The sequence below is a fragment of the Kordiimonas sp. genome, from assembly GCF_965216265.1.
Taxonomy (GTDB): domain Bacteria; phylum Pseudomonadota; class Alphaproteobacteria; order Sphingomonadales; family Kordiimonadaceae; genus Kordiimonas.
Genome location: NZ_OZ244153.1, coordinates 1,561,467 through 1,577,800, shown reverse-complemented (window position 1 = coordinate 1,577,800; position 16,334 = coordinate 1,561,467). Strand labels below are relative to the sequence as shown.

Below are 16,334 nucleotides of genomic sequence, written 5' to 3'. Positions count from 1 at the left end.
GTTAGAGAAAGAGTGAGTAGTTAGAGGCATGTCTGAGAGGCTGACCAACATACTGGGCTATTTGACGTTGATCGCGATCCTCGCGGCAATCTGGGTGATGTTTGGAGAAGACCCAAGCCGCGAACAGGGTGGCCGGGGTGAAGCAACATTCTCAGGGCTTGAGACCGCTATCAATGACGCGGCCGCCGTGCGTATCACCTCAGGCGATATGTCGACCTTCCTTAACAAGGTGGACGGCAAATGGTTCGTTATCCAGCGTGACGGGTATGCAGCCGACACCGAGATGGTGCGGGACTTCCTGCGCGGTATAGCGCTTTCCGAGCGGCGGCAACCGAAGACGGATAACAAAGACCGCTTTCATCACCTCGGGCTTGCGGAAACTGCGCTGGATATCAAAGTGCTGGACGGGGACGACAGGCCGCTTGCCGCCTTCCTGATGGGAGAGCGCAAGGACAGCGCCAACGGTCGTTCGCTCACCTATATTTTTCAGGAAAGTGATACGCGCAGCTGGCTCGTGACCGGCCTCGCGGATGCGTCGGCAGACCCGGCGTGGTGGCTTGACCATAGCCTGTTCACTATTACAGAAAGCCGATTTGCTGAGATCACTTATGCCGACATCACCATTGAGCGCGCGCTGGGTGCGCAGAAGTATACGATTAAAGACCTGCAAGATGGTGAGAAGGCCCAGGCCGACTGGCAGCTCCGTGACCCTGCTCGGCTGCTTTCTGAACTGACCTTTGACGATGTGCGCAAGGTCGCTAATCCGCTCGCCGAGCCACTACAGAGGGTAACAGCCAAAACCTATGACGGCCTTACTCTCACACTCACCCTGTTTGAGATGGAAGGCGGCACCTGGGCACAGGTGGCTGCGTCATACACCCCCGATGAGGGCGAAGGCGGTATGTTGCCGGACGCGCCTGCAGACGGTGAAGGCGAAGCAACCGACATTGCCGAGAGTACATACGGCTGGTTGTTTCTCCTGAGCGACTATGACGCCGGTGTGCTGAAACGCACGCGCAAGGACTTCCTTATGGAAAAAACCGCAGAATAACACCGGCCCCTTGACGGTGCTTTGAACCTTCCTAAATGAGGAACAATAATTTTCAAGCCAGATGCCCGGCACAAGATCGGGAAAATGGCCTATCACCACCTATAACAAATGAACTGAGGGTAATAATGTCTGACGTAAAAACAGAAAAAATGGGCTTTGAAGCGGAGGTTTCCCGCCTGCTCCACATGATGGTGCATTCGGTATATTCCGAGCGCGAGATTTTCTTGCGGGAGCTGATTTCAAACGCGTCTGATGCCTGTGACAAGCTGCGCTATGAGGCGCAAACCAACCCAGAGCGGATGTCCGGTACAGAGTTCGGTATTGCCATCACTGTGGATGCAAAAGCCAAAACCATCACGGTGGCAGACAATGGCGTGGGCATGAACCGGGAAGACCTCATCGCCAACCTTGGCACTATCGCACGCTCCGGCACCGCCAACTTTGTTGACAAGCTTACGGGCGACAGCAAAAAAGACGTGCAGCTTATTGGTCAGTTTGGTGTGGGTTTCTATTCCGTCTTCATGGTGGCAGACAAGGTTGAAGTCACCACTAAAAGGGCGGGTGATAGTGAGGCATGGTTGTGGTCAAGCGACGGGCTTGGCGCCTATGAGATCGCTCCCGCCACCAAAGCAAACGCGGGCACCGAGATTGTGATGCACGTCAAGGAAGACGCGGCAGAATTTCTTGAGCAATACCGCCTGACTAATATCGTCAAAACCTATTCAGACCATATCGCTGTGCCAATCACGCTCGCTATCAAGGGTGGCGAGGACAAAGAGGCTGAGGAAGCCAAGGTCGTCAATGAGGGCTCCGCCATCTGGACCCGTGCAAAATCGGATATCTCTGAAGAGCAGTATACCGAATTTTATCGTCATGCGGGCCACGCCTTTGATGAGCCTATTCATACCCTGCACTATAAAGCCGAGGGCATGCAGGAATATACTGTACTTCTGTTTGTGCCAACCAAACAGCCGATGGACCTGTTTGACCCGGCGCGCAAAAACCGCGTGAAGCTCTATGTGAAACGTGTGTTTATCACCGACGACAGTGAAGACCTGCTGCCTGGTTGGCTCAGGTTCATGCGCGGCGTGGTGGATAGCCAGGATTTGCCGCTCAACGTCAGCCGCGAGATGCTGCAAAACAACCCAACCCTCAGCCGCATGTCAAAAGCCATTACCAAAAAGGTGCTGTCTGAATTTGAAAAGATGGCCGAGAAGGACACTGAGAAGTTCCTCACCATCTGGGGTGAGTTTGGTGCGGTGATCAAGGAAGGCCTCTATGAGGATTTTGAGCGCCGTGATGCGATCCTCAAGCTGACACGTTTCAAGTCAACGGGTGCTGAGGGCTGGACCACGCTGGCGGACTATGTCTCTCGCATGAAAGACAAACAAACCGCCATCTATTATGTCACCGGTCCGGACGAAGCGGCGGTGAAACGCAGCCCGCAGCTTGAAGGCTTCAAGGCCAAAGGCATTGAGGTTCTGCTGCTTTCTGACGCTGTGGATGATTTCTGGCTGCAGATGGTGACAGACTACGAGGGCAAGCCGTTCAAGTCCATCACGCGCGGCGCAAGCGAGCTGAAGGATATCGCAGGCGATGAGAAGGCGGACGAGAAAAAAGACGCTGCCAACGAAGGCCAGATGACCACGCTTGCCACGCTGATGAAAGAAGTGCTGGGCGACAAGATCAAGGAAGTACGTGCTTCTGACCGCTTGACGGAAACGGCGGCGTGTCTGGTTGCTGACGATAGCGGCATGGACATGCATATGGAGCGTATCCTCAAGGCCCACAAGCAACTGGATGCTGTCTCCGCCAAAGTTCTGGAAGTGAACCCGACCCACCCGATGATCCGCAAGTTGGCGGACCGCGCGGCCGAAAAGGGTGCGATTGATACGCTGTCTGACGCGGTGTGGCTGGTGCTTGACCAAGCCAAAATCCTCGAAGGTGACCCGCTTGATGATACCGCCGCTTTCGCCCGCCGTATGTCGAGCGTGCTGGAGAAGGGTTTGGCATAATAAAGCCTAGTATCTGAAACGCAGAAAGGCCCCGGATGCCGTCCGGGGCCTTTCCATTTGTCTCAGGGTATCATGCGGCTTTGCTGTGCCACATGGGGCGTGTCTCTCAACTCATTACAAGGAGGCGGAGGCCTCGACCCTCAAGCAAAATGCCTGCTATTTTTTGCCGCCTTTTGGTGCAGGGGCAGGTTTTGCGTTGCCTGATGCGCCAGCTTTTTTAGGGGCAATAGTAGAAGCAGTTTTAGACATCTTACCAGTTGATGACATTTCATCTTGTCTCCAAAAAAACCTCAATGATTTGAGGCATGACAAGATGTGGTATGAGCCAAACGCCGTTCAAGCCACATTAGATTATTTCATCTGATTTTCTGGTGATTTTTTGGCGCTCAGGCCTTTACACCTTGGGTGGTGGCACCTTCTTGATTTTGATGCCCGTGACCTGATTGCGCTTGCGTGCGGTAATCTCGAACTGGAAGCCGTGGAAGCGATATTTTTTACCGACGATCGGGATGGTTTCCGCTTCATGGATAACAAGGCCTGCGATAGTGGTGGCTTCATCATCCGGCAGGTGCCAGTCCATCATCCGGTTGAGGTCTCGAAGGGATACTGTGCCTTCAACCTGCACGCTGCCGTCAGGTAGCGAACGAACGCCGGGTACTTCAAAGTCATGCTCGTCAGCAATATCGCCAACGATTTCTTCTAGAATGTCCTCAAGCGTCACAAGGCCCTGAATGGCACCGTATTCATCCACTACAAGTGCTACATGTGACTTACGCTCCAGAAACGCATTGAGCTGCTCCTTGAGCGTGGTGGTCTCCGGCACAAACCAGGGTTTTACCATGATGCGGCGCACGTTGAAGCGGTGCATCTGCCCGCCCGCACGGCGAATAGCGCGCAGCACGTCTTTGGCGTGCAGGATGCCAACAATGTTTTCCGGGTCGCCGTCATACACCGGCAAGCGAGTGTAGGGGCTGCGCACCACCTGCGTGATGATCACGTTGGGGTCGAGCTTGATATCAATGGCGTGCATGGCCGAGCGATGCACCATCACATCTTCAATGGTGATCTCATCCAGATCAAGGATCGAACCCAGCATGTGGGTATCTTCCTTGACGAGGCCGCCCTCCTTGCGGTGCAGGTCAATAGTGCCGCGAATTTCTTCATGGGCTGTGAGCGCACTTTCGATATTGGAAATATCAACGCCAATAATGCGCAAGGTTAACCGCACGATTGAGCGGACGACCGAAACAACAGGCGCAAACAGGGCCACAATGATCTGGATGAAAAACGCCACCTTCAGTGCCATCTTGTCTGGATTCGCGATGGCGTAGGACTTGGGCAGGACTTCCGCAAAAATCAACACGAGGGCTGTCATTACAAGTGTTGCGTATACAACGCCCTGTTCACCCACAAGCCGCATCAGCAGGCTAGTCGCGAGCGCGGAGGCAAGGATGTTAACAAGGTTGTTGCCGAGGAGGATGGCACCAATGAGGCGTTCCGGGTCTTCGATCAGCGTGGCGACACGTTGGGCACCCTTATTGCCGTCCTTGGCCATATGGTGAATGCGCGCACGGCTCGCTGCCGTCAGCGCGGTTTCAGAACCGGAGAAAAAGCCCGAAAGCCCCAAAAGCACAAAGATGATGCCGGTGGTGATCCAGAATTCTGTATCAAAAAGGGTGGCGGTATCGCCTGCCACATCCATGGTAGTTTGCTCCAGTTAAGGCGAGCCAGCTATCTGGCCTCTTGCCCTTGTAACAGGCCTCAGGCACGAAGGGAATCTTCGAGCACGAGACGCACAAGATCCAGATCTACCCCTTTATGGGTAGCAGCGCCCCCGATTGGACCGAGGATGAAGACAATCTCGCCCGCGTCGACCTTTTTGTCTTGCGCCATATGGGAGAGAAGCTTGCTCGCATCAAGGGGTTTGTTGATCTCAGCGGCACTTACCTTCAGGCCGGTCGCGCGGAGGTGCTGGTTTGCGCGCTCAAGGTCGCTTGGTTTAGCGAGCCCCATGCGCACGCTTAGGTCAAGCGCCATCACCATGCCAATGGCGACGCCTTCGCCGTGCAGAAGTGTGCCGTCATAACCACATTCGGCCTCCAGCGCGTGGCCGAATGTGTGGCCAAGATTGAGAAGGGCGCGTTTGCCTGCCTCAAACTCATCTTCTGCCACAATACGGGCTTTGGCCTTGCAGCTTTCCGCTACCGCATAGGCCTGTTCTTTTCGCTCACCCGTGAGCACACCATTGCCGTTACCCTCAAGCCAGGAAAAGAAATCAGGGTTGTCGATAAAACCGTATTTCACCACCTCGGCATAGCCGGCCTGCAGCTCGCGTGCGGGCAGCGTATCCAGCAGTGCAAGGTCAATGATCACTTGTTTGGGTTGGTGAAACGCCCCAACGAGGTTTTTGCCGGCACTTGTATTGATGCCGGTTTTGCCGCCCACGGAGCTATCCACTTGGGCGAGCAGGCTCGTGGGCACCTGAATGAAATCCACACCACGGCGAAGCACTGCCGCTGCAAAGCCGGTGATGTCGCCAATAACACCGCCGCCAAGTGCTATAAGGGTATCTTTGCGCTCAACACCCAGCGCTAGCAGTTTGTCCAATAGTTCACCAAACTGGACGTAGGATTTGGTTGCCTCGCCTGCGGGCAGGATGATCTCATGCACATGAATGCCTGCGGCTTCGAGCGCAGCGCGTGCCGCTTTCAAATGCAGTTTGGCCACATTGCTGTCTGTAATGATGGTGACGCGCTTTTGCCTCAATACCGGGGCAACAAGGTCACCAAGTGTGCCAAGCAGCCCGTCACCGATCAGGATGTCATAACTACGGTCACCGAGCGCAACGGGTACGGTGTGCATCAGTAAGGCATCACTCACGACTGGTTTCCTTCCCGCTTTCTGCTTTTTGCAGGGCTTCGACAATGCGCTCAACCACATCTTCATGCGGGCCGTCACTTGAGGGTACCTTGATATCTGCCTGGGCATAAAAGGGTGCACGCTCGGCCGCCAGTTTGCTCAAAATCTCGCGCGGGTTACCGGTTTTGAGAAGCGGCCGAGTATCCCTGCGGGCGGTGCGCTCAACAAGAATATCGATATCGGCATCGAGCCAGATCGACAGGCCTTTTTCCTTGATCAGGGCACGGGTCTCTTCATTGATGAAGGCACCACCACCTGTGGCCACGATCTGTTGTTTGCCGTCCAGCAGGCGCCCGATTACCCGGCGTTCACCGGACCGGAAATCAGCTTCACCAAAACACTCAAAAATCTCGGCAACAGACATGCCTGCCGCTTTCTCAATCTCGTGATCAGAATCAACAAAAGGCAGGCTGAGGCGCTTCGCGAGCCTGCGGCCAACAGTTGTTTTGCCTGCACCCATCAAACCCACAAGCACAATGGTACGCCTAAGCCCGTGCGGGGCATGCGTGCTCATATACGTGCTGCGATTTGTTTTGCTCTGAGCCATGCCACGGTGTTTACACAGCCCCAACCGCTTCGCCAATGGTTTTTGTTGAAACCAGCACCATATTTCCGCCCTAAAAAGCGGCCACGCTGCAGTAGGCTAACCCAACTTGGGCGGTTCATACGCGTGGCTGGACTTGGGGGCGATGCCATCATATAACACAAATAGGAATAAAGACTGCGTGCGCGTAACTTGCCACGCGGCCACAGGGTAACAAAGGGTGTTTCATGTCGAAACTGACACAGATTTTGCTGATTATCGGAGTTGTCGCTGTTGCAGGCGGTGCCGTTTTCCTCATGACATGGGACATTCCCGCCCCTTCGGAGAAAGTTAGCAAAACGCTGAGCAATGACCGTTTCCCGTCCTGATAAGCGTGCGCGCATGAGGGCGCTTTTCGCCGCCGGCCTAATGGCTGGCGCAGCGTTTCATTCACCTGCGGTTCTCGCGCAGGAAGAAAACACGGACAATGCGCAGACCACAGCTGAGCAGCAGCAGGCTGCCCGTGAAGAGGCTGAGCGCAAAACCCGCGCTGAGCGATATTATCTCGGCAATACGCCTAAGCTGAAGCGCCAGACCGGCCCGGCAGTTGGCAAACCGCGTACTATTCTGCCGCAGCCCTATCTGCCAAAAGGCAGCGTTAATGTGCCCCCGGCACCGGAAGGCGATTTAAGCACGGATGCTGCCACACAGCAGGATCTGGACGCTGACGGGCTTGAGGTTGTACAGCCCGGCGCGGAGGATTTGCCGACAGACATTGACGGTCAGTCCTTTGAGCAAGGTGAAGATGCCGGGAGCGCGATTGCTGAGCCTGATGTGATGATCACCGAGGGTGAGCTTGATCTGTTGGACCCTTCCGGCATACCTGCTGGGGAAGAAACTTTCCCGCGTGATTTCTGGACAGGCCGAGACCGTACGGAGATTATCTCAGCCCTTCACCAGCTTGGCTCGCCTTCCGCATCTGGTGCGCTTAATGATGCGGCGCGCAAAGTGGCGCTCTCAGGCTTTAATCTGCCGAGCCCTGCTTCTGATGGAGATATTGACGCTTTCATTTCCGCGCGGCTTGATCTTTTGGCGGCTTATGGTGACCAGCGCGGGTACTTAACCCTTCTGGAGCGGCTGCCCAAGGACAGGGACTGGAGCGGCCTTGCGCGACACATTGCCAACGGATATTTGCTTTCCGGGCGCATTGAAGATGCCTGCGCGCTTGCGGGTGACCAGCGGAGCGGCGACAACGATTCTTATTGGTTAAGAATAGCGGCCTTCTGCCGTGCAGTGCGCGCTGACAGGCGGGGCGTGGATTTCCAACTTGGTATTCTGGAAGAAGTTTCCGAGGTGCGCCCAACGTTCTATGCGCTTCTGGATCAAATTCTGATTGAGGCCGAGCAGCAACGTGGCAGCGTGATGACAAGCGCGGGTGCGCTGAACGCGAGCCTGAAAGTTGACGTGCTTGAAGCTACGATGGCAAGGCTCGCGAAAGTGCAGGTGCCAGAATTGGAGCTTGAGGACGTGAACCCGCTGGCGGTGAGCGCGATGCTTTCCATCCCCGGTGTGGCACAGGAAGCCAAGATCAGCTTGCTTGGTGCTGCGCTCAAGGCGGGTTGGGTCTCTGGCGAGACATTCGCTGAATTTGCCAAAACGCTGAACGTAGGCCTCGATGAGGCGATGGCCGCGTTTGAGATGGCCGAAACCGATGACCGTTTTGAGGTCGATATGGTGCTGGCGGCAACAGCTGCAAGAACGCAGGACGCAGCAGAACGTGACGCGGCGCTCAACAGTTTGTGGCTGCGCGCACTTAGTTCAGGCACGGCCCAGCAAATGGCCAGCGGCATTAGTAGGCTGACGGACGGCCCGGCAGCCTTGATGGTGCGGGCCGCGCTTTTGAGTGGTGACCGGGTGGTGGCCGGAAGAGCGTTTACAAAAATTCGCTCAAGCCAAGCTGGTGTGGACACATTGGCCGATGATGCGCTGCTGGACACGTGGCCGCTTGCAGCAGCAGGCGGCGTCGTGTCTGCTCCTAGCGTGACCGATACTCGGCTCAGAAGCTGGTGGCAACGGCAGGAAGCACGGGATGACAAGTTTGAACGCGCAAACCTGTTGTTCACTGTGCTTGAAGGACTGGGCTACACAATCTCAGATTCTGTGTGGGCGGAGCTTGATGATGGCCCCGCGCGTCTGAGCGGGCAGGCTGTCTCTGTGGCACAGTGGCGGCGTTTTTTGAGGTCCGCCGAAAACGGTGACCGGGCAGGCTCCCTTCTTGGTGCTTTTCGTCTGATGTCATCGGCAAGTGTGCCGCCGTCGCTTGCGGGTTCGCTTGTTGGTACGCTTCGCGAAAAGGGTTTTGAAGCTGAAGCCCATGAGTTGGCAGCTGAAATTCTCATAAGCCAGGGCCTGTAGGCGCAGCGAATGTCAGACGCGTCGCTCATCGACGGGTTTCTGGAAATGCTTGCTGCCGAAAAGGGGCGGGCGCGTAATAGCCTGTTGGCGTATAAGCGTGACCTTGACGACTTTTGTGAGCATTCTTCCGCGTCTCTTGGTGGCGCAAGCAGCGAAGATATCCGAAAGTACCTTGAAGGTTTGTACCGGCGCGGTATGAAGCCCGGCACCGTCTCACGCCGTCTTTCGGCGTTGCGGCAATTTTTCCTCTTTCTTTATAGCGATGGCATTCGCAGCGATAATCCGGCAACGAATATCGAAAGCCCACGGCAGGCGCAGTCGCTGCCAAAAGTGCTGTCTGAAGCAGATGTAGACAGGCTTCTTGATACGGCGGAATCTCTGGCAGCAGGGGGCAAGGCAGAGGCGATACGGTTGCATGCGCTGGTGGAAACTCTATACGCCACAGGCCTGCGCATATCGGAACTTGTGGGCCTACCGCAGCGCGCGGTTGGACCAGATAGCGCAATGATCATGGTGCGCGGTAAGGGTGGTCGTGAGCGAATGGTGCCGCTTGGTGGGAAAGCAAGGCGAGCGTTGATGGCGCATCTTGCTGCAGTGCGGGCGAAAGATGGTGATCCTTCACCTTATCTTTTCCCATCTTCGGGTGCTGAGGGGCATTTGACCCGCAGGCGGGTTGGCCAGCTTCTTAAAGACCTGGCCGTTGCGGCGGGCGTGATGCCGTCAAGCGTAAGCCCGCACAAGCTGCGGCATGCCTTTGCAACCCATCTTCTGGCGCACGGAGCAGACCTTAGGGCTGTTCAGCAGATGCTTGGCCACGCTGATATCTCCACCACGCAGATATATACCCATGTGTTGGAAGAAAGGCTCAAAAGCCTAGTTCTGACCAAACATCCGCTCAGTGATGGGCGTTAAAACAATGCCTGTCAATTTTCAATGCGAGCACAGATGCTTGGAATCCGTAACGTTCGACCCCATTTATGGTCGAGAAGGACAAAGCTTGACATATGATGCGTGTTCAAGGATTTTGCGCGCCTCAGTAAAAAGTGTTTTACTGTAGATCATGGAACAGTCGCCAAAACATACAGGTGCCAAAGATATGATGACGTTTCTCGAGTTTGAAAAACCTATTGCCGAGCTCGAAGGCAAAATACGCGAACTCAGAAGCTTCAGGGGCGGATCAGGGGATGTGGACCTGACGGCCGAAGTTGGTCAGCTCGAGACCAAACTTGGAAAGCTTCTTAAAGAAACCTACGCAGGTCTGACGCCTACCCAGAAGATACAGGTCGCCCGGCATCCCGAGCGTCCGCATTTTGGCGATATCGTTGATCATCTTTTTGAAGATTTTACGCCGCTTTCCGGTGACAGGGCTTTTGGTGAAGATGAAGCTCTGCTGGCAGGGCTGGCGCGGTTCCGCGGTGAAGCTTGTGTGGTGATGGGCCATGAGAAGGGCAATGACACCGAAAGCCGGATCAAACATAATTTTGGCATGGCACGCCCGGAAGGGTATCGCAAGGCGATCCGCCTGATGGAGATGGCAGACCGTTTCGGCTTGCCTGTACTGACTCTTGTGGACACGTCAGGCGCATACCCGGGTGTTGGCGCGGAAGAGCGCGGCCAGGCGGAGGCTATCGCCCGCTCAACAGACTGCTGCCTTGACCTTACCGTACCGATGGTAACCTGCATTGTGGGTGAAGGTGGTTCAGGTGGCGCAGTGGCGATCGCTGCGGCAAACCGTGTGTTGATGATGGAGCATGCAATTTATTCGGTGATTTCACCGGAAGGCTGTGCGTCTATCCTGTGGCGCACGAATGAAAAAGCCAACGAAGCTGCAACAGCGCTGAAGATTACCGCGCAGGATCTTCTTAAGCTTGGGGTGATTGACGAAATCGTATCAGAACCACTTGGTGGTTCTCACCGCGATCCGGAGCGTTCCATGAACATGCTTGGCGACGCACTTGAGCGTTCCCTACGTGATATGGCTGGGGTCGATGGGCACCGCCTGCGCGAGCTTAGGCGTGAAAAATTCTTGGGTATGGGGTCCAAGGGGCTCTAGTTCTCGCGACTCGCCGGAAAGGCTGAAATCCAGCAAGGCTCAGGCATGCAACGCGCTGCCTGGGCTTTTTGCTTGCCCAAGATAAAATACCATATCTAGTGGGGCTTAAACTTTCTTCCCACTTTATCTTGACGAAATTACCGTTTCGATCTTATCCTATGCACCTTGCTTCACGGCGTCGACTCGAACGGGGGACTACGGGCGAGCGCGTCAGTAAGTTGCTGAAATATTTGTATAAAGTTGGCATGTTCGACTTTTGTTCCTGTATCGGGCACAATGTTTTATTGTTCTCGAAGCAGAGAAGGAGTCGAAACCGCGTGGCTAAGGCGGACAAGGGAGATATGGGCACGATGTTTGAAGTCACTCAATTTGGGCACGGTGGTGCTGTTGAGGTCGATCGCAGCCGCGACGAGCTTCTCACAGAATTTGGTAAAGCCACGTTGGTTGACCGGTATCTTATGCCGGGCGAAAGCTATCAGGATTTGTTTGCGCGGGTCGCGTCCTTTTACGGTGACGATAAAGAGCATGCGCAACGGCTTTATAACTATATTTCCAAGCTTTGGTTCATGCCTGCAACGCCCGTACTTTCTAACGGCGGCACGAACCGTGGTTTGCCAATCAGCTGCTTCCTCAATGAAGCGCAGGATAAACTGGATTCGATCGTTGATCTCTGGACAGAGAACGTTTGGCTCGCGTCCAAGGGCGGCGGTATCGGTTCCTATTGGGGTAACCTGCGCTCTATCGGTGAGACAGTTGGCGGTGTTGGTAAAACGAGCGGAATCGTGCCTTTCGTTCGTGTTATGGACAGCCTGACTTTGGCGATTTCTCAAGGTAGTTTACGTCGTGGTTCTGCGGCGATTTACCTGCCTGTAAGCCATCCGGAAATTGAAGAGTTTACCGAGTTGCGCCGCCCAACAGGCGGTGATCCTAACCGCAAGACACCTAACCTGCACCATGGTGTGCTGGTATCAGATGCCTTTATGCGGGCAGTGGAAGCCAATGAAGAATGGGCGCTGACAAGCCCGAAAGATGGCCATGTTGTGCGCACTGTTTCCGCGCGTTCCTTGTGGATACGTATCCTGACTGCGCGTGTTGAAACCGGCGAGCCTTACATCATCTACAACGATACAGTGAACCGCCAGATGCCAGAGCATCACAAGCTTGCGGGCCTGACGGTGAAAACCTCCAACCTGTGCGCCGAAATTACCCTGCCAACAGGGATCGACCATTTGGGTAACGAGCGTACGGCGGTTTGCTGTCTCTCAAGCCTGAACCTCGAGTATTACAAAGAGTGGAAGGATGACGAGCAGTTCATCCCTGATGTGATGCGTTTCCTTGATAACGTGCTGCAGGACTTTATTGACCGCGCACCGGACGAGATGGCGAAAGCGCGTTATAGCGCGATGCGTGAACGTTCCGTTGGCCTTGGCGTGATGGGTTTCCACAGCTTTCTGCAGGACAATATGATCCCGTTTGAAAGCGCTATGGCAAAAGCGTGGAACAAGAAAATCTTCACACACATTCAGAAATGCGTTGATGAAGCGTCCGAAGCGCTGGCTTATGAGCGTGGGCCATGCCCGGATGCGGCCGACTACGGCATCATGCAGCGTTTCTCCAACAAAACGGCGATTGCACCAACGGCTTCCATCTCCACCATCTGTGGCGGTGCGAGCCCAGGCATCGAGCCGATTGCAGCGAACAGCTATAACCAGAAAACGCTTTCTGGTAACTTCATTGTGCATAACCGCGCGCTGCGCCGCTTGCTGGAGGAAAAAGGTCAGAATAACGACGATATCTGGACCTCGATCACCATTAACGAGGGTTCTGTCCAGCATCTCGATTTTCTGACGCAGGATGAGAAAGACGTGTTCAAGACCGCGTTTGAACTTGACCAGCGCTGGGTGGTTGAACTGGCGGCAGACCGCGCTTGTTACATATCACAAGCGCAGTCGGTGAATATATTCCTGCCTGCCAACGTGCATAAGCGCGACCTGCACCAGATCCACTTCCAAGCCTGGAAGAAGGGCCTCAAGAGCCTTTACTACTGCCGCTCGAAGTCGATCAAGCGTGCGGAAGTAGTGGCAACAGGGTCCCACAAGAAGCGTGAGAAGCCTGAAGTGCAGCTCCAGCTTGGTGGTGGCTCGACAGATTATGAAGAATGCCTCGCTTGCCAATAAGCGGAAGCAGAGACGGCATTACGGACGCTCGGCACTTATTGTGCCGGGCGTTTTCTTTTAGGTTTCAGGTGGTTGCGGTTTCAGTTTTGCCAAACCGGCCTTTGACATCTTCAAGCATCATGTAAAGGCATGGAACGAGGATTAGGATGATCGCCGTGGCGAATACGATGCCGAAACCTAGCGATATGGCCATGGGAATCAGATGCTGCGCCTGCAGTGTTGTTTCCATCAAGATTGGTGTTAGCCCACCAAAGGTGGTGAGCGTGGTGAGGATGATAGGACGGAAACGTCTCAAACCTGCCATGTGGATCGCGTCATGGGCGCTAAAGCTGGTTCGCTGTTTGTTGGCGAAGTCTGTCATGATAAGGCTGTCGTTCACAACCACACCCGATAGTGCGACGATGCCCATCAAGCTGATCAGTGACAGATCGAAACCCATGATGATATGCCCCATTACCGCACCGATGATGCCAAAGGGGATGGCGCATAACACGATGAAAGGTTGGGCATAACTTTTGAACGCGATGGCCAGAAGGGCATATATCACGAAGATGGCCAGACCAAAGCCGCCCCAGAGCGCCTGCGTTGACCGGCGCATTTCCGCCTGGCTGCCCTGAAAGCTCCATGTCAGGCCGGGATAATCAGCTTGCAGTTTTGGTAAGACATCTTCCGTAAGGGCAGCCACTACCTGTACGATCTGACGCTTGGGTTCCACGTCGGCGGAAACGGTTACAACACGGCGACCATTGCGACGGGTGATGCTGCTGAAAGCCTCCGTATATTCAATTTCAGTCACGTCCAGAAGGGGCACCTCTGCCCCGCTTGGAGTACGCAGCACAAAGCTTTCGATGCTGTCGATATCGCCACGTTCCGTCTCAGGAAGTTTGACACGCACTTCGGTTTCATTGGTGCCCCGCAGCTGGCGGACTGCAAGGGCACCATAAAATGCCCCGCGCAGTTGCTCGCCTACGCTTTCAGGTGTCAAACCCAGTGCACGGCCTTCCGGGCGCAAACGAAAGTCTATGCGTTTATTCCCGGCATCATAATTGTCGTTCACATCGGCGGTGCCAGCGAAACTCTTCATCGTTTTCATCAAGGCCTGGCTGGCCTCGGCCAACACCGAAACGTCATTATGGCTCAAGTCCACGCTGATATCAGAGCGCCAGCCACCGGGGCCGCGTTCGGCTTCAAAGGTGATTTGGTCGACACCCTGCACGTCACCAATTTCCGCGCGCCACAAGTCGATAACCTGCTTTGCAGTCATATCACGCTCACCGGGCGGTCGCATGACAATTTCAATGTCGATGAAGTTTTGGCCCCGCACGTTGGTTTTAATGCCCTCTGCCACTTCATGCAGGTTGTGTTCATCATACATTTTGCGGGTAGCGGCGGTGAGCGCCAGCGCCATCTTGCCGGCCTGTTCTGGTGTGGTGCCCACTGGCAGGGATACACCGGCCTCGATCTCGTCTGCGGCGACCTCAGGCATCATGACCATACCCATATGGTCGCTGCGCGCGTAACTGCCTGCAACTGCAAGAAGCGCGAGCGCCACTGTAACCGTCACATAGCGGTTGCGCAGGCACATATCGAGAAAGCGGCTATAGCGGGTCCGCACAAAATGGTCGAACCGAGCAGCAAAAGCGGTTTGACCGTCCTTGATGAACTGCATTACCCGGTTTTCGGTTTTTCCCTTTTCAACATGAGCAAGGTGGGCCGGCAGAATGAAAAGTGCCTCGAGAAGCGAAATGATCAGTACTGTCATCACCACCACAGGCAATGGCCACCAGAATTTTCCCGTCTCACCAGGGATGAAAAGAAGGGGCACAAAAGCGATCACATTGGTGAGAATGGAGAAGGTTACAGGCATTGCGATAGAGCGCGCACCAACGATGGCGGCTTTCAGAGGGTTGCCGTATTTTTTTCGTGCCTCGAAGGTGTTTTCACCGACAACGATGGCGTCATCAACCACGATGCCGAGGGCGACCAGAAAGCCGAACATTGAAATCATGTTGATGCTGACGCCGAGGGCTGGCAGGAACAGGATGCCGCCGATAAACGAGATAGCCATGCCCATCATCACCCAGAAGGCTAACCGGGCAGCAAGGAACAGCGACAGGATCGCAAGCACAATGAATATGGACAGTGCGCCGTTTTCAAGCAGCAGATATAGCCGGTCGCGGTATTCTTCAGCATTGTTGCTGTCGATACGCCACTCAACGCCGGGCGGCATGGTGTGCTCAAACTCGGCCATTACCGCCTGTACACTTTCTTCAATCTCCAGCGGTGATTGGTTGCCCGTGCGATATATTTCAAGCTCGACCGATGGCACGCCGTTGAAGCGCGAGTGGAAGTTTCCTTCCTCAAACCCGTCCCGGATGGTGGCGATATCGGCAAGGCGCAAGGTGGCGCCATTGTCGCTGGCAATCACTTCAATTTCAGCAAATTCTTCGGCCCATACGCGGCGCTCCTGCATGCGCAGAAGGATCACACCGTCATAGGTGTTTACAGCACCCGCCGGCACATCCTGACTCGATTGGCTGATGATGTCTGCTACTTGGGGTAGGGTCAGGCCGTAGGCGCGCAATGTTTGAGCTGGTATCTCAACATGGGTGATGTAACGGGGGACATTGCCAAGCTCGACCTGGGTGATGTTTGGGTCATTGAGCAATTGGTCCCGCAGGCGTTCAGATAGCTTCCGCATCGTCCAGGTATCGACAGGACCATAAAGACCGATCTGCATGGCTTCCTGCTGCCGCCCTTGCAACCGGACTTCGGGTTTATCGACTTCTTCAGGGAAGGTGCGGATGCGCGCAATAGCCTGATCAATGTCTTGAAATGCTTTCATGCGGTCAGTGCCGGTGACAAGCTCTACATCAACATCACCACTGCCTTCGCGGGCTTCCGAGGTGATTTCGCGGATGCCCTCAACCTGCCGCACGGCTTCTTCAATCGGCTGCAGGATGCCGCTTTCCACTTCGCTTGGTGCGGCGCCAGGATAGGCCACACTAACGGAGACAATATCCAGCTCAAACTGTGGGAATACTTCCTTCTGGATATTGAAGGCGGACCATATGCCACCGACGAGCAAGATCATCATCGCCAGATTGGCGGCGATAGCATTCTTTGCCATCCAGGCAATGGGGCCGCGCTCTTCTTCGAGAGAGTCCTGATGCTGGCTCAT

The 16,334-nt window shown here is 55.0% G+C and carries 11 protein-coding genes; 7 read left to right on the top strand and 4 right to left on the bottom strand.

Translation table 11 applies throughout. The features are described from left to right. The first annotated feature begins 28 nt into the window (after positions 1 to 28). Both ACOOGA_RS07165 and htpG read left to right on the top strand, forming a co-directional pair. On the top strand, positions 29 to 1,051 hold the full coding sequence (locus ACOOGA_RS07165; protein ID WP_420430082.1) for a DUF4340 domain-containing protein: 1,023 nt from the start codon (positions 29 to 31) through the stop codon (positions 1,049 to 1,051). A 125-nt stretch (positions 1,052 to 1,176) separates the two neighbouring features. Continuing rightward, complete coding sequence (gene htpG, locus ACOOGA_RS07160) at positions 1,177 to 3,066, top strand: molecular chaperone HtpG (RefSeq protein ID WP_420430080.1); 1,890 nt, start codon at positions 1,177 to 1,179, stop codon at positions 3,064 to 3,066. A gap of 394 nt (positions 3,067 to 3,460) precedes the next feature. On the opposite strand, the gene ACOOGA_RS07155 is transcribed toward htpG, so the two are convergent. Genes ACOOGA_RS07155 through ACOOGA_RS07145 form a run of 3 tightly spaced genes read right to left on the bottom strand, consistent with a single transcriptional unit; the run spans position 3,461 to position 6,499 of the window. After that, positions 3,461 to 4,768 carry an HlyC/CorC family transporter gene (locus tag ACOOGA_RS07155; protein ID WP_417462179.1) on the bottom strand — a complete coding sequence of 436 codons (1,308 nt, stop codon included), beginning with the start codon at positions 4,766 to 4,768 and terminating at the stop codon, positions 3,461 to 3,463. Positions 4,769 to 4,827: 59 nt separating this feature from the next. Next, complete coding sequence (gene aroB, locus ACOOGA_RS07150) at positions 4,828 to 5,928, bottom strand: 3-dehydroquinate synthase (protein ID WP_420430639.1); 1,101 nt, start codon at positions 5,926 to 5,928, stop codon at positions 4,828 to 4,830. Positions 5,929 to 5,938: 10 nt separating this feature from the next. Next, entirely contained in the window at positions 5,939 to 6,499 is a 561-nt protein-coding gene (locus ACOOGA_RS07145) for a shikimate kinase (RefSeq protein ID WP_420430079.1), read from the bottom strand. A gap of 257 nt (positions 6,500 to 6,756) precedes the next feature. Here ACOOGA_RS07145 and ACOOGA_RS07140 point away from each other — a divergent pair, with 257 nt between their 5' ends. From ACOOGA_RS07140 to ACOOGA_RS07120, 5 genes are all read left to right on the top strand, one after another. After that, the gene (locus ACOOGA_RS07140; RefSeq protein ID WP_417458436.1) at positions 6,757 to 6,897 is read left to right on the top strand and encodes a hypothetical protein; all 141 of its coding nucleotides are present in this window, start codon (positions 6,757 to 6,759) and stop codon (positions 6,895 to 6,897) included. After that, on the top strand, positions 6,878 to 8,923 hold the full coding sequence (locus tag ACOOGA_RS07135; protein WP_420430078.1) for a hypothetical protein: 2,046 nt from the start codon (positions 6,878 to 6,880) through the stop codon (positions 8,921 to 8,923). Before ACOOGA_RS07140 ends, ACOOGA_RS07135 begins: the two co-directional genes overlap by 20 nt. Before the next feature lie 9 nt (positions 8,924 to 8,932). Beyond that, a complete protein-coding gene (locus tag ACOOGA_RS07130; RefSeq protein WP_420430077.1) occupies positions 8,933 to 9,835 on the top strand; it encodes a site-specific tyrosine recombinase XerD in 903 nt (300 codons plus the stop codon). A gap of 187 nt (positions 9,836 to 10,022) precedes the next feature. Then, the gene (locus ACOOGA_RS07125) at positions 10,023 to 10,976 is read left to right on the top strand and encodes an acetyl-CoA carboxylase carboxyltransferase subunit alpha (RefSeq protein ID WP_417462379.1); all 954 of its coding nucleotides are present in this window, start codon (positions 10,023 to 10,025) and stop codon (positions 10,974 to 10,976) included. A gap of 341 nt (positions 10,977 to 11,317) precedes the next feature. Beyond that, positions 11,318 to 13,153, top strand: coding sequence for a ribonucleoside-diphosphate reductase subunit alpha (locus tag ACOOGA_RS07120; RefSeq protein ID WP_420430637.1), 1,836 nt, complete (start codon positions 11,318 to 11,320; stop codon positions 13,151 to 13,153). Between the two features lie 64 nt (positions 13,154 to 13,217). Here ACOOGA_RS07120 and ACOOGA_RS07115 read toward each other — a convergent pair whose 3' ends face one another. Further along, positions 13,218 to 16,334 carry an efflux RND transporter permease subunit gene (locus ACOOGA_RS07115; RefSeq protein ID WP_420430076.1) on the bottom strand — a complete coding sequence of 1,039 codons (3,117 nt, stop codon included), beginning with the start codon at positions 16,332 to 16,334 and terminating at the stop codon, positions 13,218 to 13,220.

Coding starts and splice junctions, on each gene's coding strand:
- ACOOGA_RS07165 (WP_420430082.1), top strand. CDS start 29: ATGTCTGAGAGGCTGACCAACATACTGGGCTATTTGACGTTGATCGCG.
- htpG (WP_420430080.1), top strand. CDS start 1,177: ATGTCTGACGTAAAAACAGAAAAAATGGGCTTTGAAGCGGAGGTTTCC.
- ACOOGA_RS07155 (WP_417462179.1), bottom strand. CDS start 4,768: ATGGATGTGGCAGGCGATACCGCCACCCTTTTTGATACAGAATTCTGG.
- aroB (WP_420430639.1), bottom strand. CDS start 5,928: ATGCACACCGTACCCGTTGCGCTCGGTGACCGTAGTTATGACATCCTG.
- ACOOGA_RS07145 (WP_420430079.1), bottom strand. CDS start 6,499: ATGAGCACGCATGCCCCGCACGGGCTTAGGCGTACCATTGTGCTTGTG.
- ACOOGA_RS07140 (WP_417458436.1), top strand. CDS start 6,757: ATGTCGAAACTGACACAGATTTTGCTGATTATCGGAGTTGTCGCTGTT.
- ACOOGA_RS07135 (WP_420430078.1), top strand. CDS start 6,878: ATGACCGTTTCCCGTCCTGATAAGCGTGCGCGCATGAGGGCGCTTTTC.
- ACOOGA_RS07130 (WP_420430077.1), top strand. CDS start 8,933: ATGTCAGACGCGTCGCTCATCGACGGGTTTCTGGAAATGCTTGCTGCC.
- ACOOGA_RS07125 (WP_417462379.1), top strand. CDS start 10,023: ATGACGTTTCTCGAGTTTGAAAAACCTATTGCCGAGCTCGAAGGCAAA.
- ACOOGA_RS07120 (WP_420430637.1), top strand. CDS start 11,318: ATGGGCACGATGTTTGAAGTCACTCAATTTGGGCACGGTGGTGCTGTT.
- ACOOGA_RS07115 (WP_420430076.1), bottom strand. CDS start 16,334: ATGAGCCAGCATCAGGACTCTCTCGAAGAAGAGCGCGGCCCCATTGCC.